Annotated in this window: 13 protein-coding genes; 1 reads left to right on the top strand and 12 read right to left on the bottom strand. The window is 54.8% G+C overall.

What is annotated here, in order from left to right; genetic code table 11:
* Positions 1-82: 82 nt before the first annotated feature.
* Positions 83-2,155 carry a serine hydrolase domain-containing protein gene (locus OHJ21_RS32415; protein WP_394059668.1) on the top strand — a complete coding sequence of 691 codons (2,073 nt, stop codon included), beginning with the start codon at positions 83-85 and terminating at the stop codon, positions 2,153-2,155.
* Between the two features lie 125 nt (positions 2,156-2,280).
* Here the strand turns inward: OHJ21_RS32415 and OHJ21_RS32410 are convergent, their stop codons facing one another.
* The 12 genes from OHJ21_RS32410 to speE form a co-directional block, all read right to left on the bottom strand.
* Positions 2,281-4,788, bottom strand: coding sequence for a glycosyl hydrolase family 95 catalytic domain-containing protein (locus OHJ21_RS32410; RefSeq protein WP_394059669.1), 2,508 nt, complete (start codon positions 4,786-4,788; stop codon positions 2,281-2,283).
* Positions 4,785-5,930 carry a glycoside hydrolase family 88/105 protein gene (locus OHJ21_RS32405; RefSeq protein WP_394059670.1) on the bottom strand — a complete coding sequence of 382 codons (1,146 nt, stop codon included), beginning with the start codon at positions 5,928-5,930 and terminating at the stop codon, positions 4,785-4,787. Before OHJ21_RS32405 ends, OHJ21_RS32410 begins: the two co-directional genes overlap by 4 nt.
* 26 nt (positions 5,931-5,956) lie before the next feature.
* A complete protein-coding gene (locus OHJ21_RS32400) occupies positions 5,957-7,102 on the bottom strand; it encodes an oligogalacturonate lyase family protein (protein ID WP_326115659.1) in 1,146 nt (381 codons plus the stop codon).
* Between the two features lie 43 nt (positions 7,103-7,145).
* Positions 7,146-9,224 carry a glycoside hydrolase family 65 gene (locus tag OHJ21_RS32395; RefSeq protein WP_394059671.1) on the bottom strand — a complete coding sequence of 693 codons (2,079 nt, stop codon included), beginning with the start codon at positions 9,222-9,224 and terminating at the stop codon, positions 7,146-7,148.
* A 22-nt stretch (positions 9,225-9,246) separates the two neighbouring features.
* Positions 9,247-11,520: a helix-turn-helix domain-containing protein gene (locus OHJ21_RS32390; protein ID WP_394059672.1), complete on the bottom strand. Its 2,274-nt coding sequence runs from the start codon at positions 11,518-11,520 to the stop codon at positions 9,247-9,249.
* 69 nt (positions 11,521-11,589) lie between these two features.
* Positions 11,590-13,785, bottom strand: coding sequence for a glycoside hydrolase family 88/105 protein (locus OHJ21_RS32385; protein WP_394059673.1), 2,196 nt, complete (start codon positions 13,783-13,785; stop codon positions 11,590-11,592).
* Positions 13,766-15,067 carry a Gfo/Idh/MocA family protein gene (locus OHJ21_RS32380; protein ID WP_394059674.1) on the bottom strand — a complete coding sequence of 434 codons (1,302 nt, stop codon included), beginning with the start codon at positions 15,065-15,067 and terminating at the stop codon, positions 13,766-13,768. Before OHJ21_RS32380 ends, OHJ21_RS32385 begins: the two co-directional genes overlap by 20 nt.
* Before the next feature lie 7 nt (positions 15,068-15,074).
* Positions 15,075-16,616: an extracellular solute-binding protein gene (locus OHJ21_RS32375; protein ID WP_394059675.1), complete on the bottom strand. Its 1,542-nt coding sequence runs from the start codon at positions 16,614-16,616 to the stop codon at positions 15,075-15,077.
* An 84-nt stretch (positions 16,617-16,700) separates the two neighbouring features.
* On the bottom strand, positions 16,701-17,570 hold the full coding sequence (locus OHJ21_RS32370) for a carbohydrate ABC transporter permease (protein ID WP_009595532.1): 870 nt from the start codon (positions 17,568-17,570) through the stop codon (positions 16,701-16,703).
* Positions 17,570-18,535, bottom strand: a complete 966-nt coding sequence (locus OHJ21_RS32365; RefSeq protein ID WP_100541602.1) for an ABC transporter permease — start codon at positions 18,533-18,535, stop codon at positions 17,570-17,572. The genes OHJ21_RS32370 and OHJ21_RS32365 overlap by 1 nt, the downstream gene beginning before the upstream one ends.
* A gap of 1,135 nt (positions 18,536-19,670) precedes the next feature.
* Complete coding sequence (gene speB, locus OHJ21_RS32360; RefSeq protein ID WP_100541604.1) at positions 19,671-20,540, bottom strand: agmatinase; 870 nt, start codon at positions 20,538-20,540, stop codon at positions 19,671-19,673.
* 18 nt (positions 20,541-20,558) lie between these two features.
* Positions 20,559-21,386, bottom strand: coding sequence for a polyamine aminopropyltransferase (gene speE, locus OHJ21_RS32355; RefSeq protein WP_012818360.1), 828 nt, complete (start codon positions 21,384-21,386; stop codon positions 20,559-20,561).
* Between the last annotated feature and the right edge of the window lie 212 nt (positions 21,387-21,598).

The following is a 21,598-nucleotide window of genomic DNA, read 5'->3' as shown; positions in this document are numbered from 1 at the left end:
ACAGAAATATGAAAAAAGATTGAACCATTCCAGCTGGTAAATCGTACTAATAGTACATTCATAATAAGGAGGTATTTATTCATTGAAGAAAAGACTATCACGTATGCTCGTAACCCTTCTCGCAGTCACACTGGTTCTTCCAGCTGGGGTAATGGCAGCAGATAACAGCCAAGCTGCCGCTGGAGGAAGCCTTGAGAAAACCGCTGCAGAGAAAGCCAAGCTGCTCACCGGGACGTATGGAACGACAAGCGTCCAATATGCCCTGATCGACAACGGCAAGATTACCGTGTCCGGGCAAGCGGGCGTCAATGATGCCGAAGGAAAGATCCCGCTGACCGAAGATACGATGTATGGCATCGGCTCCACGAGTAAAGTGTTCACCGCCGCTGCGGTAATGAAAATGGTGGATGAGGGGAAAATCAATCTGGATACGCCTCTGGTTCAGTACATACCCGAATTCACGATGAAAGACGAACGTTACAAAAAAATCACGCCGCGCATGCTGCTCAACCATTCCTCCGGACTGCAAGGCTCAAGCCTGAACAATGCATTTTTGTTCGAGGATAATGACCCTCATGCACATGACACGCTGCTGAAGCAGCTGTCCACCCAGAATCTGAAGGCAGACCCGGGTGCATTCTCCGTTTATTGTAATGATGGGTTCACGCTAGCTGAAATACTGGTAGAGAAAGTGAGCGGCAAGGATTTTACCGCATTCATTCATCAATATTTTACCGAGCCGTTAGATTTGGACCACACGAAGACATCCCAAGATACGTTGGAATTAAGCCAAATGGCAGGTCTGTACTATCCTACTCACCAAGGACAGCTTCCTAACGAGACGATCAATGTAATCGGAACCGGCGGCATCTATTCTACGGCTGAAGACCTGGTGCAGTTCGCGCAGATCTTCACCGGGGAAGCCGAAGGCATTCTTTCCGACAAATCCGTTAAAGCCATGGAGCAGGAAGAATATAAAAAAGGTCTGTGGCCCGAAGACGCCGATAACTCGTTCGATTACGGACTCGGCTGGGACAGCGTGAGACTGTTCCCGTTCAACCAATATGACATGAAGGCCGTAACTAAAGGCGGAGACACGATCCTGTATCACGCTTCGCTCGTAGTTCTTCCTGAGCAGAATATGGCTGCCGCTGTATTATCTTCCGGAGGTTCCAGCTCAACCAACCAATTGTTGGCCAACGACATTCTGCTGCAAGCGCTCAAGGAGAAAGGCACCATCAAGGAATTCAAGCCGGAAAAATCATTCGGCAAACCGGTGAAGGCTGATATGCCAAGCGACATCACGAAATTTGCCGGTTACTATGGCGTGACGAATCAACAGATGAAAGTCGACATCAAGGACGGCGAACTGTCCATTACCGTACCCATGATTCCGGAGTATCCTGCGGAGAAATATGTATACACCGCGGATGGAACATTTGTCAGCGCGGATGGCAGTACGAAGGTCAGCTTTGTCAAAGAAAAGAATGACCGTATCTACTTATGGGTAAGACAATATGTTTCGATTCCTGGACTGGGACAGATGGCTTTATCGCAATATTCGGCCGAAAAAATGGAAGCGAACCCGCTGTCCAAGGAGACCGCTGCCGCATGGGCCAAGCGGGAAGGCGAAACGTTCTATCCATTGAACGAGAAATTCACATCGCTGATGTACTTCATCACGAAACCGACGGTCGAGATTAACAGCAAGAGCGGTCTGGAAGGATATCTGATCGACAAGAAGATCATCGACCCGGATACCGCAGTAAGCCAGCATCAGGTTCCCGCGATCGGCAGCCGGGATACGTCCGAATTCCGTTTCTATAAGGAAAAGGGCGTAGAGTATCTGGAAGGGGCAGGATCCCTGTTTGTGAGCGGTAAGGACGTTAAGCCGCTTTATAAAGGAAAAAAATCAACCGTCACCCTGCAAGCCGATGGCTATGCCAAATGGTACACCGTCCCTAAACAAGCTGCAGGCAAAACGATGACCGTCTCCCTGCCGGCACAAGGCGCATTCGCCGTGTATGACGAAAAAGGTGCCGTTGTGAACTACAGCATCGTCAGCGGCAGTAATGAAGTGAAGCTCCCTGCCAATGGGGCTGTCGTATTTGCCGGTGCCCCAGGCTCGGCATTCGGTATCACCCTGCAGCCGTAATGAAGGTGGGCAGCGGGGGTACATGATCCCTTGTCAAGCCCAGATATAAAACAGAAGCACCTCAACCAACGGCTCATGCCCATGGTTGAGGTGTTTTTTTGCAATGAAATGGTCTTCGGCCAATTTCAGTTTCGAGGTCCGCTTACGTCTGCTTCGACTTGCGGGCTGCAATCGATCAGCAGCTGTGACCCCGGGCGCAGACGGACCGCATGAAAAAGGGGCCCTAGCGTTGATGGCTGGACGGAGGCTCCCTGGCCGGACATGGAACATTCCCCTGCCCAAGGCGGCAGGGAAACGAGGATGTCCGTCTCCCGTTCAGCCTCAAGCTTGGCGTGGAACATACCGGCATCCCGGTCCCATTCCACGGTGATCCGACCGGTATGGTATCTCCAGCCTGAGAGTCGGCCACTACGCCAGCGCTCCGGCAACCCTGGCAGGAGTTTCACCATATCCGGCGACACCTGCAGCAGCATCTCCTGTACGGCATTCACCCATCCCATGTTTGCATCGAGCTGTATCGGCGCTGCCGGCATATCCATGCATATCCCCATCCCCCTCCAATCATTATGGAGGGTAAACAGATTCGGCAGCAGACATGATTGCGCCAATGTATCAAGACACTCCAGCGCACGATCGCCTGCCCCCAGCCGCGCGTATATGGAAGCCATATGGGCAAGTGACCAACCGCTTTGGGCTCCGAGTCGGCGCAGACGCACCGCCTTCTCAAAAGCGACGTACAACTCTGGTGCTGATTCCCGAGTCACTTCATCACCCGGGAACAAGGGATAGATATGGGAGAGATGACGGTGATCGTATCGGTCCTCAAACGCGGGATCCAGCCATTCCGCAACGGCTCCGTCCCTATTCGTCCGGTAAGGCGGAATGCGTTCCAGCATTCGCTTCCACCGTTCTTCCTCCGAACCTGGGCCTCCGACTAGCCGATTCGCTTGGATCAGATGGGCAAGCAGTTCTTTCATAATTGCAATATCCATCGTGGCATTGACGGTTGTCGGCATCGGGTGAGCCAGCTGCCTTCCGTCCTCCGGCATGAAATTGAGCGGCGTGTTCTCCGGCGAAACCGAAGGATACAGACGGTAGGTGCCGTCCTCACCAACGACTGCGAAGTCCTCGTAGAATTGAAGAGCTTCACGCATGAACGGCAGCGCCTCCTCCCGTAAAAACCGGATATCGCCCGTATACAAAAAATGCTCATAATAATGCCGGGCCAGCCACCCGGCCGCTCCCGTCCAGTTTAGAATGACGGGTACGATTTGATTCGGCGTTCCGATCCCTGGCGTAGTGCCAGCCGGGATGTAGATTCCGCGACAACCATACAAGTTGCGGGCATTGCCGCGGAAATCGTCCATTAGGCTCCCGTAGTAGCGGAACAAAGGGGGTACTAGTTCTCCCAAGCCTCCAACATGCGCGTGCCAATACATCATTTGAATATTCTCATTCGCCATATGGTGGCACCAGACAAGCCGGTAGTCTCCGCCCCACAGGCCATATAGTCCGAACGGCCCCGATTCGGCCGCCGTCCCGCTAATAAACAAATACCTTCCATAAGCCCACATTTTACGAACAAGCGAATCGGGCGCCTCGCCCTCGTAGGCCTCCAGCAGCAGTTCCTCGTTCGAACGCACGTCCCCGCTGGTCACGTTCAGCTCCAGGGATGCGGAATGGAACAATGGACCATGAAGCTCGGCGTGGCGCTTGAGAAGCAGGTCATATTCGCAATTTTCAGGGAAATCACTGAGCTCACGCTCAAGCTGCTCCCATTCCTGTTCACGCTTGCCACGGATAAATACTTTCACCAGTGCCAGCGCCCGTCGGGCCTTAACAAAACTTAACATCGTTCCTTCCTTGGTTGACTGTAAACTTCCGCCTTCACAAATAAGCCGCAGCACGGCCCCGAAATCTGTACCGTCATCATTGCGGCCGGCGTACCGGATAAATGTCCCTTTCGCCGAAGTGACCACGGATTCGGCCAGTTCCTTGAATTCCGGCGTATCCCCCAATCGGTCGCTCGGGTAGAGCGCCAGTCCAATCTCTCCCGAAATACAGTGACTCGTCCCGGCTTGAACCTCGATATGCTTACCGATCCCTTTCCTGCCTTCTGGTTTTATTTCTTGGTTAGCACATCCCTCGGAGCCAATCTCGTAAACGATGGCCCTATCTGCACGGGAGACGAACAACCGCCTTACGTATCGGATCGAACCGTCCGTCCAGCCAACCGAAACCTCACCGGTCTCCATATTGAGGGTTCTTCGGTAATGGCGGAACGCCCGTGTACAGGGCATGAACAGCTTAATCGCCGCGAGCGGGAAGCGGGAGGCCAGCCTCGTCCCGTATCCCCGCTCCCGTAAAGCGTTCGCCAAGTTCCAGCTGCCCTCCGCATAGTGTCCTTCATCCATCAGCCTGCGCGTTTCGGCAAGCGTCATGCTCACGTCCGGCAGCGGATCCTTCCGACCCCAATGCCACAACCCCTCATGATTCAGCAGCACCGTCTCTTCCTGCACGCCCCCGAATACCGAGGCCCCGACCATTCCATTGCCTGAGGGTAACCCCTCACGCCACATATTACGCCACCAAGATGCGGGATACCTCATGGTCAACAGGTTCTCTTGACTCATCCTCGATGCCCGCCCCCGTCTCCCGCCTGCAGCCTCTCCATTTCGATGCTGGCCAGCAGGAGCGGTGCGACGCCCATGAGCGAGTCACTGACTACCTTTTCACTCAAATAATACTCGTACGATCCGTCACGGTATTTCCGCCCGCCCAATCCGGCGCCGTGGCATATGCCGTGAAGGTGCAGTCCTTCGGCATCGACGGTGAGAAAACGTTTCTTGATGCCGTCATAGGCACGTTCGACCACCCCGATGTCGATCTCGGCCAAATAATGAAGCCGAATGCCTTTGGCCAAGGCATAGGTCAACATGCAGGAGCCCGAAGCCTCCAAATAATTGCCCTGCCGTCCGTTGCAGTCCATCACCTGATACCACAGCCCGCTGTCTTGATCCTGGACGCGTACGAGCGCATTGGCCGTTCGTTCGAAAATGCCCATCAGCTGGCCTCGCTGCGGATGCCTTACGGGGAAATGCTCCAGTGAGTCCACTAGGGCCATCGCATACCAGCCCATAGCCCGCCCCCATACATGGCGCGAGCGGCCCGTTTCCTTGTCACACCAGCGCTGATCCCGGCTCTCATCATAAGCATGATGCAGCAGGCCCGTCTGCGGATTCCGCGTGCGCCGCTCGATGAGCAGCAGCTGACGGGCCGCTTCGTCGAACCATTCCGGCGCATCAAACGTTTCTGCGTACTCCGCCATAAACGGTGACGACATATAGAGGCCGTCCAGCCACATCTGAAACGGATAGATTTTCTTATGCCAAAATCCGCCTTCGTCTGTCCGCGGCTGTCCAACCAGCTGAGATGCCAGCAGCTCGGCAGCCCTGCGGTATTTCTCTTCTCCCGTCGTGCGCCACAAGGGCAGCAGATTCTTGCCTTTATTGATGTGATCGAGGTTATAGTCCTCCAGTGTATAGCCTGCTATCGTCCCGTCTTCTTGTATGAAGACGTCCATATGGCGCTTGACTGCTTCATTGAAGCGCTTCTCGCCCGTCCATTCGGCCAGGCGGCCCAGTGCACTCAAAGCCATGCCGGCCACGTAGCCCCATTTGTTGGCTATATTCGGATGGTATCCGTCCACGCAAGCGGACAAGATCGTTTCTGCCACCCGGACCGGTATTCGTTCCAGGACCGTTGCTTCAGCCACGGTTGACCCCTCCCCTCTCCTTCGCTTTAGACCGATTGCAGCGGCAGCGAATCGAAATCTTCCGGCATGTCGACCAGATACAGATTGCCATAACCATTTTTATCGCTTGTAAACAAGAGTCGTTTACCGTCCGGATCAAAACGCGGATGCGCATGCACCTTCTGGGAATGAAAACTGCATCGGAGCTCGCACAGCATCCTCGGCCCTTGATAGACTCCTTTGGCGTCTTTACGCCATACGGAGAGCGTTTTGACCGACCCTTTGCCGTCGACAACGGCCTGACCGAGGCCATCCGCATACGCATGCCACGTATCAAACCCGAAATCCGTCTCTTCCATGGCCGTATTGTCATACCGGATATTTCCGAAGAAATTGGTTCCATCCGTACGGAAGCCATGGTAACCGATGGTAACGCCGTCAGGATAAAAAAATTCATGGCCGACCTTTTCTCCGGGTTCAAGGCGCTGGCGAATTCTCCAGGCCTCTCCGTTCCGAAGATCCAGTCCCCATATCCGGTGATCGACCAAATGCCACGGCCCTTCGTGGCAAAAGGTGATCAACCATGGTTCGACGGGTGATGCATTTATATGGGTTATAAAGCGATGGGCTTCATACAGGGTTTCCGGCTGCGTCTGCCCTTCCGAATCGATCCGCACGATCCGGCTGTGAGGAGCAGCCTCCATCAACTCCCTATGGCCGACATAGCCATTGCCGAGGTCTAGCTGCATGCGATGGGACAGATCCTCCTGTATGCAGGTGACGACCGAACGACCATCGGCAGGACAGCTCAGGTTGCCGATGTTGTACCCCTCCGGGGCTTCGTAGACAAGCTCTTCCTCCAATGTTGCCAGATCGAGGCGGCGTACGCTCCGACCCGTTTTGACGAAGGCGGCCCGGCCATCCGGTAACAGACAGGCATCCACATCATCATTGTCCGGGTAATCCGTCAGCTGGAGCATTTCACCGCTGTTGACATCCATGCTGTACAAGTTCGAACTGTTTTGCCTATCCGATACGAACAACAGCCGCTTGCCGCCGTCATACCATCCGGTCTCCGTAAAATATAGATGATGACTATGAGCCTTATAGTCGGTCAGCTGCACCACTTCGACTCCGGTCAATCGGTCGCGATACTGCTTACGTTCCGGCTTCCACACCGTTCCCTTGGCCATATTCAGCCCTCCTGTCCGCTAGTTGTACAAGCCGAATCCGAATCTAAAGCCACGGCTTCAGCCCCTCCCACTGCACCATCCAGCCGCTTGCCGGAAATCCCGGACAGCACACATCCTCTTCTCCTTCCCAGCCGCAGGCCATCATGGCCACCGCCGTCAGCAGTCCGCCGTTACCCGGCAAATAAGCGGTCAGACCTGGTCGCTGATAGTTATGCCCGTTCGGCAAATACGTGTTTTTCATTTCATCCATTAACAGAAAATCGACAGCCAGATCTTGCTCGCCGAGCCGAGCAGCGGTCATGGCGCATACGGGAAAATCCCATCCCCAGGCCGATTCCCATTTCCAATCGTCCTTGACCTTCCACAATGTACGCCGCATGGTTTCCCGGTCGACAAGCTTGCCGGGAAGCACGCCTAATGCGCAGAGCATGGACGGATGGTCATGGTTCTTCTCCGTAAACGTATCCGGCGCCAACTCATGCGCCAGGTAAACGCCGTCCAGCCGGGGCGGCGTTGCCAGATGACTCGCCACCTCAACCCAGCGCGGATTCGGCTGGACACCCAATCGATCAGCCCACTTTATAGCGATATCCAGGCCATATTTCCAATACTCCAGCTCGTAAGGCGGGTTCGCGCTAGCGTTCATCGGATGGCATTCTTGCGCCGGAATGAGCGGCGGTCCGAGATCGAAGGCATCTTTAGACTCATTCCAGTGGGCATAGGAAACCATAAAGTCAGCCGATTCAAAGACGATGTCACGGAACCGGCGCAGCGTTTCTTGTGCCGGGTCGGCCTTGTAGCACAGCTCCGCCATGGCGATCGGGTGCGGCTGCTGCCAGATCAAGCCCGGAGCGACCGGCGAGGGGCACGGAATGCCGTCGAAACCGACCATTTTCGGCCAGCGCGCTCCCTCGTATCCCTGCGATAGCGCCAGTTCGCGGGCGACCGGCAGTATACCGTTATACCAGTCCATGCTTCTCCGCAATATGGGGGCCCGGCCCCACAGCGCGAAATGGGCGGCATGCCACCAATGCATCTCCAAATGCGATTTGCCAAACCAGCTGTTGTACATAAGACCGGTCTCCTGGGGGGGCATCGAGCCCCCGCTGTGAATGGCGCATAACCATTGCGACAAGACGACGCGGCGCTCCAGCTCAAAAGCTCGCGGATCGGAGCTGCCTGCGAAGCTGACTGCACCGCCGCTCTGCCAAAACGATTCCCAATGCCGGGCGCTGGCCGAAACGATAGCTTCAAAGTCAGCCACACCGGGCGACCCGGCCGCAAAGCCGACGGAAAACGTCAGCTCCTCCCGTGATTCATTCGGGGGTTCATCCGAAGACTCGCCGGGATACAGCGTAAATTCGTGTGTTTCCGTTTGTTCCAACCGGCCAATATTCCAATGCCAGCGAACCGCATAACGCTCCTCATCCAGCGTCCGCTCCATCAAGGCCGTTCCTTTCTCCTGCCGAACGAGAACGGTATCATGTCGATGATCGCTTTCCCAATCGGGAAACACCGATTTTGCCCAAGCCGAATGAGTCATATCCGGTGCGGGGAAGCGGATGAATACCTGAAGCCTCCCTTCCCGGATAAGGGGCGAGATCACCCGCACGCCCAAAATATCGGCTTCGGGGTGGCATGCCGTCATCACTTCAATCGGCACGCCCCGAATTTCGAACTTGCTCGATAGAATGCCCGTCCACAGATCGAGCTTTTGACGGAATTGGCCTGCATCGCTGTAACCGAGCTCTTCTCCCGCTTCGTCCAGAAATCGGAACGACAGCCGGCCTAGCTGAAGACGGTGGGGATTTTGCCGCAGCCATTGGTAAGCTTCCGGCTTATCCCCCGGCTTCATCGGATAGCCGACCTGCCGGCCGTGGGTCTCGAACATCTGCAACGCTGCATCCTTTGCGGAGAACCTTCCGCGCCCCCCTGTAAAATGCCAGCCCCAGTTCGACTGGGTGCCAAGCGGCACCTCGTATTGTTCAGGAAATGTCTGCAGCCCGGTAATATCGGCGGTAAACGCGAATTCCCCGTTGCCTACCGACAGTGGCGAAAGTGGATCCAGCCTGTCGAATTCAGGATTATGCCGCCAAACAATCTGCTTTCTCTCCATCTCCATAGCTCCTCCCTTCCCGGCCCCTTCATTCAAACAAGGCGTCTATCCGGGTTCTCATCATATCCCGGTATTTGCCCGGGGTGATATCCTTGAATTTGCGGAAGCTGCGAATGAAGCTGTTTTCATGCTGGTAGCCCACCATTTGAGCGATATCGGATATTTTGCGGTCGGTTTTGACCAGCAGCTCGCTAGCCCGCTCCATCCGCAGCCGGGTTAAGTAGTTATAGATCGTTTCGTTTGTCTCCTGCTTGAACAGCTGGCTGGCCAAGCTGCTGCTGATGCCGGTCGATTCTGCAATTTCCGGAATGCCGATCGGATCGCCGAGGTGCTGCTCCATGAATTCGATCATCCGCTGGCACATCAAGAAATCCTTGCTGCCGATTAAACGGCGGTAGCGGTCGGCCAAGACCGAAATCAGGCCGGAAAGCTCCGCCTCGATATCTTCAATGTACAGCGTCCCCAGCCGACCGGCCGGGTCCCCCTCGGGACCTTCGCCCTCTGGGCATATCCCTTTAAGACGTTCCAGCAGCGCCTGAAGCAAGGCAAGCCCCTCCGAAGGATACCAGTAACGGCTGCGGATATCGCCAATAATACGCCCAAGCAGCTCTATAGCCCGCTCCCCTTCACCGGTCTCCACAGCAGTCATCAACTCTCGTACGCCATCTTCCTGCGGCTGCATATCCGTCACTTCGTGACTGGATACATCCTGAAACGGCACGAGCTGACCGTACCCTTTATATAAACGGTAGGTTAACGCGTTCTCCGCTTCCAGCATGGACTGCTTTAACCGGCAAACCTCACTCTGCGGCATGCTCACGCCGGCGGACACACTGAATTTCAGCAAACGGGACACCGTTTCGATCGCCTCGGCCAGCGGAGGCCGAGTTTCGCCGCTCCGCGGTTGAAACAGGATAGCCATCCGGTCCGCTCCGAAATCGGCACAGGCCACCCTCCATTCGGGCTCATGCAGCTCTGCCATGATATTGGCCAGGGCAAACTTCAGCAGCGAGTGGTCACTGGCCGGAAACCTGCGCGACCACGAATCATAGCGGTCGATCGACAGCACCGCTACCGTGACGGGCGCATCCGTCCATTCCGCAAAATACCGTCTCCACTTCTCGCGGATTTCACGTCTGCCGCTCATATGACCCGAGTGAATGTCATACAGAAACTTGGAAGCCGCATCGGATATCGTCTCGCGGATCAGCTGAGATAGATGCGCATGATTGCTGAGCAGTTCGCCGGCCAGCTTTTCCAGATCGATGCGATCCGGGCTGGTCGCCTTTCCGTCGTAGGCGCTGAACAGCTGCTTAAGCCTGCGCACCGGCCGGAAGGCCGCGGAGTTTACATACAGAATGGTCAGCACGCCGAGCGCAAGGGCCGCCACCGATACATACAGCACCGTGTCTCGCACCTTTTTGGACTGTGCAAGCAAACTGTCTTGGGAGACGATGGATACGTATTTCCATCCGGTCAGCGGCGATTCGATCTGATTGACCAGCAGCTTCCGTCCCTCATGGAAAAAATCGCCGAAGTGGTCTTCCTTCAGCTCGTGCAGCGCCTGCCTCACCGCTTCCGGTTGGAATTCCGAATTCGAAACCGAATAAAGAATGTTATTATGCTGGTCCACGATGTACCGCATGCTGTCCAACTGGGACAGCGCCGGCGGATTCAATTTTGCGAACAGTTCAGCATCCAGCAAATTGACCGCCACGACGCCTCTTAATCGGCCCTGGATCATGATTTTGCGGAACAGCGTCAGCTCCGATCCTTTATTGCCCGCCCCCTCGGGGACATGCCTTTTGCGGATCATCATCATGTCGTCTCCGAATTCATCAGCGATACCGGTCCACTCGGAATCCACAAATGTGAGCTTGCTCGAGCTGTATCCCTGCGGAAGCGAAATAAAGCTTCCCCGCTCGACATCGTATACGTATATGCTGTTAATGTATTTTGAATTGCCGATCCAGGTTGAGAGCAGTCGGTACAATGTCGATATATTGGACACCGAGTTCTGATTCTCGCTCGTCAGAAAATCGTAGATATAGTCATTCACCGCGACTTGGACCGCAATCTTGTCGCTCTCCCGGATCAAATCGTCGATATATTTCATACTGATCTGCAGCATTTGGTGCTGCGGCTCGCTGAGCTCTTCCTGAAGCACCGATTTGGAGGTGTAATATGATGTCAGGCTGACGGCCAAAATGATCATAAAAACGGAAACGGTCAAAATGAGCACCAGCCGCGCTTGCGTATGGGCCAGCGTGTATTTCAGCCACTTGCCGATCGATAGGAACATATCAACCCCCGCTTTACTACCAGAATGGTTCCATTATAGCTCACGTTCCGCTCCTGCCGTCACGCAAGTTTAAGCGTTTACAATCGGGCTGGCCCGCATCAGTCCGAGCAGCTCGACTCCGGCCAACAGCACGATGCCGATTCCGTGCGTATCATTCAAGTTCCACGATAAATCGTGCTTGTAGTAAGCATGCGAGGTCGACCAGCTGCTGCCCTTGCACACGCCATACACATTTCCCCGGCGGTCGATGGCCCTGCTGGTTAAACCTTCCCACCCCGCAGCGGCGGATTGCAAGTACGGATCCGGGTCCTCCAGCCAGCCGTGGCGAATCCCCCGCGCCATACCGAAAATAAACATTGCGGTACACGAGGCTTCTTCATAGGACTCAGGGTCTGTCAGCACTTGGTGCCATAACCCGTTTACTCCCTGCACACGAAGGTCCCCTTCCGCCAGCGCGCGATAAAAAAGCAGCAGTTCCTCATAGTCGGGATGGCCAAACGGAAGCACGGCAAGCAGCTCTGACAGCGAGAAAAACACCCATCCGTTGCCTCGTCCCCAAACCGTCCGGGAAGGCTGACCATGACGTACATCGTATACATGCGACATCAGCTGCAGGTCGGGCAGGTATAGGTAGGACTTATACAGCAGAAGCTGGCGTGCTGCCTCGTCCAGATAGCGGGAATCGCCGGACAGCTCGGCGTATCGGCACAGGAACGGTACGCTCATGTACATATCGTCGCACCACATCGTAAGGTGCATGCTCGGGGAAACGCCGACTTCGCGATAAAGCGCCCCATCCTCAAGACGTGATTGCTTATCCATGATGTACCGGGCGATGTCGTCCGCTGCCTTGCGCACCCCTTTCAAGGATCGAATTCGGTCTGCAAGAATGGCTAGCGCCCCGAAGGATCCGCAATCGTCGAGACTGTCGATGTCGGACAGCTGATTGTTCAGCCCTGCTGCACCGAATTCCTCCCGGTCCCATAAGGAATATTCGTAATGCCCCGCTGCATACTCGACATGGCGGAGCACATATTCCTGGATGTCCGGGCGATTCAGCAGCCTACCCGACTCCAGCAAGCCGTACAGCGTGACACCAAGCGGATAATTCCAGCGGCCGAAAAGCTCATTCTCCAAAAACGGCCTCACACAGGCTCCCGGTTCGCTTCCTGTCCAGAACAGCGTCTGTCCGCCGTCAACAGCAACCGTATCCAGTCCGAAATAGTCGGACAGCTCAAGTTCTGCTTCCGCACGGATCGGACCCAGATAAAGCCACTCGCCGGTCAGGCCGTGCACCCTGCGCGGTGCGGTCAGCATCCCTTCAGGCGAGGCTTCGCTGACCTCGAATCCCCAGCCCTCTTGAATGCATTCGCTGCGTGCGGTAAGCTCCCCGCGGCCCGGAGGCACATCGATGGCAATACGGAATGTGCCTGCCTCCCGACTTGTGTAAACCTCCCTGCCGTTCCATTCAAACCGAACCGGACCATAAGAGGTTCCCGACAAGGTCACCTTCTTGGCCGTTAAGGTCCGGTTGACCACGGCAGTCCAGGCGTAAGCGGCATACCCCGGCTTCCGCCCGTACATTCTCAACATCGGGCCACCCTCTGCTTCCCCACCGTGCTTTGCTGGCACGGGCAGCCACTGTGCACCCGTCCATGATTCACTTTCTATTGAATCGGGGATGCGGGCAAGCGCCCCGTCCAGCGGCACCGTCACAATCCATCCTTCCTCGCCCTCCCGCTCCATGGATGGAGCCAGAAAGTGAAACGGCTTGTTCTTGCGGTTGCTTGTGCCAAATACCGCTCCGCAGCCGTTTGGGCTCCGGCGGAATTCCAGGACGAAGTGATTCCATCCCTTGGTAAGCTGAATCCCAAGCTTCAGAGGCAATTCGCCTGCTGTCGCTTCTTCCCCTGGCGCCGAACCGAACCGCTTCCGGCCGTTATGGTAAAGCCGAACGTGCCCCGTCCACTCCATCAGAAAGGGGAAGCTCTGCGGGTCGGCAGCCCACAGCTTCGTCCAGGCGTAAACCACCTGGCTCCCCGTCATTTCGGGGAACATATCCGCGATGGGGAGTTGATAGCAGTGGTCGGCCCGCTTGCGGATCGGACTCTTGCGCGTCACCCGGTAAACCGGGGCATGAGGCGGATTTTCACCGATATAACGCTGGGCAATGACCGTTAGCGCATGCTCGATGTTACTGCCCTCTGTTTGGGAAGCCAGGCTTTCCGCCGGGTCAAAGTATCCTTTATCGTTCAATAGGCTCACTCTCCTTCCACCCGCCCAGAACATCCGCTATCGCCACCGGACGGTGTTCCTTCACGGAACGCCACACGGCTTCCCCCGTTGCCACGGAATAGGCGCCATCCACAGCCCCGGACAAAATCGGGAACGGCCTTTCCCGGTTCTCACCGAGAAACAGGTCGTTCAGCAGAAGCGGGTCGCCTCCTCCATGGCCGCCTTCCCGATGGACGACATGGATGGTTTCCTTGGAGCCGAACAACGGGAAGTAGTCGATCGTCTGGATCGGTGTTGGAAAAGGGGTTCGGGATGGTGCATGATATTCGATCGTCTCCAGCCGGCCTTTCGTACCGTTGATCGCCAAGCGATACCCTTCATATGGCAGCGAAAAGTTGACGGAATAACTGAGCAGTGCGCCTCCGCTGTATTTGACGGTGGCCGCATACGTATCCTCAATATCGATCTCATCATCAAAAATACACCGGTCCGGGCGGTAGCCTGTATAAGGAAATTGCTGTCCCCCGCTATCCAGCTGGCCAAGATGATCGTCCTGCACATGACGTGCGTTCCAGCGAGAATGATAGGCGCAGCGGCTGGCTGAGAGGCAGGTTCCGCAATGGCGACCGTCTTCTTTGCCCGGATTCAGCTCCCCTTGGGCACCGTAATAATGGAGCGCCCCGTAGGCGAAGGCTTCGACCGGCTTTTGCCCGATCCACCAGTTCACGAGGTCGAAATGATGCGTGCTCTTATGGATGGAGAGACCTCCTGACATCTCGCGCCGGCGGTTCCACCGTTTGAAGTAGCTGGAGCCGTGATACGTGTCCAAATACCAGTTGAGATCGACGGATGTAATCCGGCCGAGCTTGCCCTCCCACACCATTTCCTTGATTTTGGCGTGAATCGGGGCATAGCGGTAATTAAACGTGACCGTCACCGAGCCTTTGCTCACCCGCTCCGCATCCAACACGCGCCGAGCGTCCTTACCCGTCGTGACCATCGGCTTTTCCGTGATGACATCCAGATCCCGTTCAAGCGCGGCAACAATATAACGCGCATGCGTATCGTCGCGCCCCGCCACGATGACCACATCCGGCCGAGTCTCGTCAATCATCTTCCCGAATTCCTCTTCACCGTACGTTCCGACGGCCGTATGCTCCGGGAAGCGGGAGCGGTACAGCTCGAAGCGGGCCGGATCGCAGTCCAGTATGGCAACCAGGTCGCAGCGCCGTGCATGCGTCGTCAGAATCGGTTTGGCGAACATGCCGAGCGCACGACCGCTCACACCGCATATGGCATATTTCTTTTTCACTGTATGATCACATCCTTGAGTACCATTCCTCCACCCTCTTCGTTACTTCGTCTCCCCCTGCCTTATGCCAGCGGTCAACGAATTCATCGAACTTCTCCAGCGGCCATTCGCCGATAACAATCTTGGTTACATATTCCTGAAACAGCTTATGCGACTGAATATCCGGGAAGCCTTCATACACGGTACTCGGAAGTCCATCCCCGGCGATCCGCTTCGCGTCCGCGGTACTCACCTCAAATATATCCTTCACCATCTGCTGCATGTCTTCCGGGATCGTCTCCTGAATCCGGATGTCCATATCCTCCTTTGTCGTCAGGTTGCGCATGCCGAGCGCCAACGGACGGCTGTCCTCGGCCGGAAGCAGCACTTTTTTGCCATCAACAACTTCATGCTGCAATCCTTCGATGCCAAAGCGGGTAAATTCATCATTCGACCGATCATAGAAGAAATCGAGCAGCTTCAAGGCGGCCGGGGCTTTATCCTGGGCCTTTGCCGGAATGATCCACTCCGGTTCGCCCATGCTCTTCTGCGTGACAAAGCCCTCAAACCCATCGGCCTTTGGAAGCGGCATGCCAACGATATAAGCATCCGGTGCTTTTTGCTGCATGGCCGTGAACCGATCGCGCAGGTTGGCGGGAAGGTGGTACCAGCTGCCGACCAGATTGTTATTGATTTTAGCTGTCCATACATCGCCTTTGTTCAGAAACGTCTCGTTGTCCAGCAGCTTCTCGTCATATAACTCACGGGCAAACGCAATGGCAGCCTTCATATTGTCCGTTACGCCGGCATACTGGATTTTTCCGTCATAGACGTCCCATTCCGGATTCCCCTCCCACATCGCGACGCCGAACATGGCGAACAAATGGTCCATCCATTTGCCGAATTCGCGGCCCGTTGTAGGCAGTTCGTCCTTCAGACCGTTCCCGTTCGGGTCTTCGTTGAGGAAGGCGCGCAGCACCTCCTTGTATTCCTCCGTTGTCTTCGGCATGGACATCCCCACCTTGTCAAGCCAATCCTGGCGGATCAGCGGCGCTCTTTCCGGCACCAGGAACACTTTAGGCACATAATAGATTTTGCCGTCCGGCGAAGCGGATCGAACGACATCCCATGCCTCCTGCGGGATATTGTTCCAGACGTTCGGGGCATACTGGGGCAGCAAATCATCCAGTGCCAGCGCTCCTCCCTGGCGAATAAGGGTCTGCTCGATCCCGCCGATGGGCCGAAGAATATCGGGCAAGTCGTCGGATGCAATCATCAGATTGAGATATTCGGTCGGCTCCGATCCCGGCGGGGTCGTCACCAGCTGATATTCCACACCGGTCCGCTCCGCCACATACTGGACATGCGGATTATCCACGCCCGGAATCGTGCCGACGCCCATGTGGCTTTTGAACACCTTTACTTGTGTAAGTTCTTCATTTCCCTCCCCGCCCTGGCCCGCTTGCGATTCGTTGTCGCCCTTGCCGCCGCAGCCAAACAGCATGACTGCCGCAAGTGTCGCCGTGAGCGCCGGTTTCCATGCCCCTTTTTGGAAAAACCATTTCGACATAAGTAAATCCTCCCCTTTTTTCGGATGGGTTGTTATATCAAACCGGCTGCAAGGCCGATTTCATATCGCCTGCCTCTCTTTGCCTTATTCCTTTAACGAACCCAGCATGGATCCTTTGACAAAATATTTTTGCAGATACGGGTACACCAGTATGATCGGGATGGTGGCAAACAGGATGGTTGCCGCTTTCAAGGTTGTCGTGTTGAAATCGTAATCCCCAAGAAACAGATTGACCGCAGCCAGCTCCTCAGGAGACTGCAGGTACGCTCTCAGCTTCATTTGAAGCGGCCATTTCTCCGGATCCCTTATAAACAGCACGGCACGGGAGAAGGTGTTCCAGTATCCGACCGCGTAAAACAGACTGACCGTCGCCATCACCGGTTTGGATAAAGGCAAATACATGCGGAACAATATGCCGAACTCGCTGCATCCGTCGATTCGCGCCGAATCGTCCAGTTCACTGGGAATGCCCATGAAAAAGGTCCGGATAATGATCATGTTGAATGTGCCAACCAGACCGGGAATGATGAGCGCCCACAAGGAGTTCATCATGCCAAGCTCGCGAACAGTCAAAAAAAACGGGATCATCGGCGCGTTGAAAATCATCGTGAGCACAATGCCGAACATGACTTGTTTGCGAATCAGAAATTCCCGTCGTGAAAGCGGGTATGCCGTCATGACCGAAAACAGCATGCTGAGCAGCGTCCCGGCGATCGTAATATATACGGTAATCCCGAATGATGTCCACAGGCCTTTATTTTTTAATACGTGCTCCCAAGAAGCGGTCGTAAACTCCACGGGCAGCAGGAATACTTCCTTCGAATCGGCAGCTACCGGGGAGCTGAGCGATACGGCAAGCAGCTGAAGAAGCGGGAACAGCATCGTCACCGCAGCAGCGAACAGAAACACATAATTCAGCGTCTGAAACATTTTTTCTCCGAATGTCGCTTTCATCACCACAACCCCTGATCCGTTTTTCTGGCCAACCGGTTAAAAATCCACAGCAGTATAAACCCAATGACGGACTGGAACAGCCCGATGGCTGTTGTCATGCTGTATTGTCCCTGAAGCACACCCGCACGATAGACGTACGTCTCGATGATATCCCCTACCGAATACGTCATCGGCGTCAGCAAATTGTAAATCTGATCAAAGCCGAGCTCCAGGAAATTACCGATCTGCAGCAGGAACAGCACCAGAATCGTCGGAAACATCGTGGGCAGCGTAATATAAATCGTTTGTTTCCACCGGCTCGCTCCATCCATGACGGCTGCTTCATATAAATTCGGATTGATGCCGGCGATGGCAGCCAAATAAATAATCGTTCCCCAGCCGACTTCCTTCCAGATCGAGGACAGCACGACAATCCCTCGGAAATACCGCTCCTCCTGCATGAACAGAATCGGTTCGTAGCCGAACCAGTCTCGAACCGCATTCACAACCCCTTGGTTGGACAACAGCTCGAAGACGATCCCGCCGACAACAACCCACGATAAAAAGTGCGGAAGATAGAACATGCTTTGCACGACCCGTTTTGCCAGCATGATGCGAATCTCATTGAATAGGAGAGCCAGCACGATCGGGGCCGGAAAACCAAAAACAAGCTGATAGAAAGCGATGACCGCCGTATTGCGCAGCACGTTGTAGAAATCCTGGTAGGAAAAAATAAATCCGAAATTGTCCAGGCCCACCCATGGGCTGCCAAGGATGCCTTTGAAAATCTGATAGTCCTGAAAGGCGATGACACTGCCCGCCAGCGGCACATATTTGAACACAATATAGTAGAGAATTCCGGGAATAATCATGACATACAGCATCCAATGCTTGCGGATATTGGTTATGTACCGGTTGCGAGATGTCCCTGGTTGCCTGGCGGTTATCAAATCCTCGCGTTTTATATTGGGTGACTGGGCTGCCATCGTATGTGTACCTCCTTCCGTCGATATGGTCGATGTAACGCCAATATTAACGGCTTCCGGTTATCGGCACAATCAATCAATCCGACACGCAATGAGCAGATCGCCGATTCTCCCCAAACTAGGCGTACCTTGAACCAATGCGTGGACTTGAAATAGAACTTAAGATTAGAAGAGTGGACAAGCAAATTGAGGAGAGGCATAAAGGATTTGTTGATGGGCTGGAGGATGGGTTGGGTTTCATAATTGTTAAGTTGGCTGATTATCCGGTAAACATATCCCTGTTCCCCCCCTTTTCCGTAGCATCTATGCCCACCATTTATGTCAGTAAAAAAAGGAAGCTTTCCCCGATAGCCGCAGGCTTAGGCAAGGGAAGCTTCCTTTTTTCTTGGCAGCTGAGACGCGAAAAAGCAAGCCGACACCGTTAGCCGAAGGCTTAGATGGGGGAGGCTTACTTTTTCTTCTACAGCCGAGAAGTGAAACCTCGGCTGATACGCACTTGAGCCGGCCCGCGAGCAACCCGTCAGGGGAGCTGACCGAGGGGGCCGCGCTCACGCGAAAAAGCAAGCCGACACCGTTAGCCAAAGGCTTAGGTGGGGGAGGCTTGCTTTTTCTTCATAAGGCCGAGAGGCGAAACCTCGGCTTACACGCACTTAAGCGCCGGCCCACAAGGAAACCCGCCAGGGGAGCTGACCGAGGGGGCCGCGCTCACGTGAAAAAGCAAGCCGACACCGTTAGCCGAAGGCTTAGATGGGGGAGGCTTGCTTTTTCTTCATAAGGCCGAGAGGTGAAACCTCGGCTTACACGCACTTAAGCGCCGGCCCACAAGCAAACCCGCCAGGGGAGCTGACCGAGGGGGCCGCGCTCACGCGAAAAAGCAAGCCGACACCCGTTAGCCAAGGGCTTAGGTAGGGACGGCTTGCTTTTTCTTCATAAGGCCGAGAGGCGAATAGCCTCGGCTATATATGGGCGCACAAAAGGCCACGAGGACGTCCCCGCAGGGGAGACCGAGCGGTGGCCGGGCACAAGCACCAGCCCCGCTCATATCCTCATACCAACTCCGAACACCAAAGTTCCGGGTGTCCAGAGGGCAGCGCCCTTGGGGCCCTCCCTGGCAGGGAGGGTTTGGGTGGGTGGACTATTTTACGAATCCCAACAACATCTCACGAATCAGCTTCGCAGCTACGATCTGGGTCTGCTCGGTCGGATCATAGATCGGCGCCACTTCCACGAGATCGCAGCCGACCACATTCACGTCGGAGCCCGCAATGAGGTGCACGGCTTCCAGCAGCTCCTTCGATGTGATGCCGCCCGCTTCTGCAGTACCGGTGCCCGGTGCGGCAGACGGGTCAAGCACATCGATGTCGATGGTCACGTAGACCGGACGGTTGCCCATGGAAGGCAGGGCTTCCTTAAGAGGCGCCGCCACTTCGAACGGATAGAAATTAATGTTCTCGCGTCCATATTGGAACTCCTCGCGGGAGCCGGAACGGATACCGAACTGATAAATGTTCTTGCCGCCCATAATGCCCGCTGCTTTGCGGACCGGCGTGGAGTGGGACAGCGGCTCTCCCTCATAATGCTCGCGCAGGTCAGCATGGGCATCGATATGGATCAGAATGAGGTCCGGGTACTTTTCGTACACCTTCTGAATGATCGGCCAGGATACGAGGTGCTCGCCGCCAAGTCCGATCGGGAATTTCCCGTCATCCAGCAGTTTGCCAACATAATCGCCAATCACTTCAAGACTGCGGCCCGCATTGCCGAAAGGCAGCATCAGGTCGCCTGCATCGAAATACGTCATGTCTTCAATGCTTTTATCCAAGTACGGGCTGTACTCCTCCAAGCCAACGGACGCCTGGCGAATACGAGCCGGACCGAAACGGGAGCCGGGACGGTAGCTAACCGTGAAATCCATCGGCATACCGTAAATGACAGCCTTGGACCCTTCATAATCCTCGGAGCTCAAAATAAACACGTTGCCGGAATAACCTTGATCCAGTTTCATCAGTTTATACGCTCCTCCTTATTTCACCAGGTCTTCAACAAATTTGGGCAGCACGAATGCGGCTTTGTGCAGGCGAGGCGAATAGTATTTCGTATCCATCTCATCAATCGTGGACTCGTCCACTTCAAGCGGATCATACGTTTTGCTGCCCATCGTGAAGGTCCACAGACCGCTTGGGTAGGTTGGAATGTTCGCTCCATACACACGGACAATCGGGAAGATTTCCTTCACGTCTTTGTTGACCTGCTGAATCAGGTCTGCTTTAAACCACGGGTTGTCCGTTTGCGCCACGAAAATACCGTCTTCCTTCAGCGCTTCGTAGATCCCTTGGTAGAATCCGCGCTCAAACAACGGAGCAGCCGGGCCCACAGGCTCTGTGGAGTCTACCATAATGACGTCGTATTCGTTCTTATGCTCAATGATGTGCATATATCCATCGTTAACCAGCACTTCGACCTTCGGATCATCCAGCTTGCCGGCGATCTCAGGCAAATACTGCTTCGAATATTCAATGACTTTCCCATCAATTTCAACGAGTACGGCTTTCTCTACGCCCGGATGCTTGATCACTTCGCGAATGACGCCACCGTCTCCTCCGCCGACAACAAGTACCTTCTTCGGATTTGGATGCGTGTTCAGTGCGGGGTGAGCGACCATCTCATGATAGACGAATTCATCCTTAATTGTAGTCATAACCATACCGTCCAGAACGAGCATGCGCCCGAATTCCTCAGTATCGATCATATCCAGTTGTTGAAACTCCGTCTTCTCATGTACAAAAGTCTCCCGGATTTTAGCCGTAATGCCAAAAGTCGGGGTTTGCTTCTCTGTGTACCATAATTCCATCGTCACTACCTTCTTTCCGCTAGAATAATGTTCAGCCGTCCAGATCCAAGCCGTAAAACTTTATTCGGGGCAGATGCCTTTAGCTTACAGTTTCACACTTTTCCTATTGTACCAAACAAATTAGATTATATTAAATCAAGCCCAAATTGCAACCAAAACTTCCGGAACAGACGAATGGAAGCAAAAACATCATCGTTTCCGATGAATATCCT

The sequence above is a fragment of the Virgibacillus sp. LDC1 genome (genome assembly GCF_025792345.1).
Classification (GTDB): domain Bacteria; phylum Bacillota; class Bacilli; order Paenibacillales; family Paenibacillaceae; genus Paenibacillus_AQ; species Paenibacillus_AQ lautus.
Note: the sequence above shows the minus strand (reverse complement) of the source record. Positions and strands in the feature narration are given on the sequence as shown.

Excerpts from the sequence above, each read along its gene's own strand:
- OHJ21_RS32400 (WP_326115659.1), bottom strand. The coding sequence starts at position 7,102 with ATGGCCAAGGGAACGGTGTGGAAGCCGGAACGTAAGCAGTATCGCGAC.
- OHJ21_RS32390 (WP_394059672.1), bottom strand. The coding sequence starts at position 11,520 with ATGTTCCTATCGATCGGCAAGTGGCTGAAATACACGCTGGCCCATACG.
- OHJ21_RS32395 (WP_394059671.1), bottom strand. The coding sequence starts at position 9,224 with ATGGAGATGGAGAGAAAGCAGATTGTTTGGCGGCATAATCCTGAATTC.
- OHJ21_RS32375 (WP_394059675.1), bottom strand. The coding sequence starts at position 16,616 with ATGTCGAAATGGTTTTTCCAAAAAGGGGCATGGAAACCGGCGCTCACG.
- OHJ21_RS32410 (WP_394059669.1), bottom strand. The coding sequence starts at position 4,788 with ATGAGTCAAGAGAACCTGTTGACCATGAGGTATCCCGCATCTTGGTGG.
- OHJ21_RS32370 (WP_009595532.1), bottom strand. The coding sequence starts at position 17,570 with ATGAAAGCGACATTCGGAGAAAAAATGTTTCAGACGCTGAATTATGTG.
- OHJ21_RS32365 (WP_100541602.1), bottom strand. The coding sequence starts at position 18,535 with ATGGCAGCCCAGTCACCCAATATAAAACGCGAGGATTTGATAACCGCC.
- speB (WP_100541604.1), bottom strand. The coding sequence starts at position 20,540 with ATGAAACTGGATCAAGGTTATTCCGGCAACGTGTTTATTTTGAGCTCC.
- speE (WP_012818360.1), bottom strand. The coding sequence starts at position 21,386 with ATGGAATTATGGTACACAGAGAAGCAAACCCCGACTTTTGGCATTACG.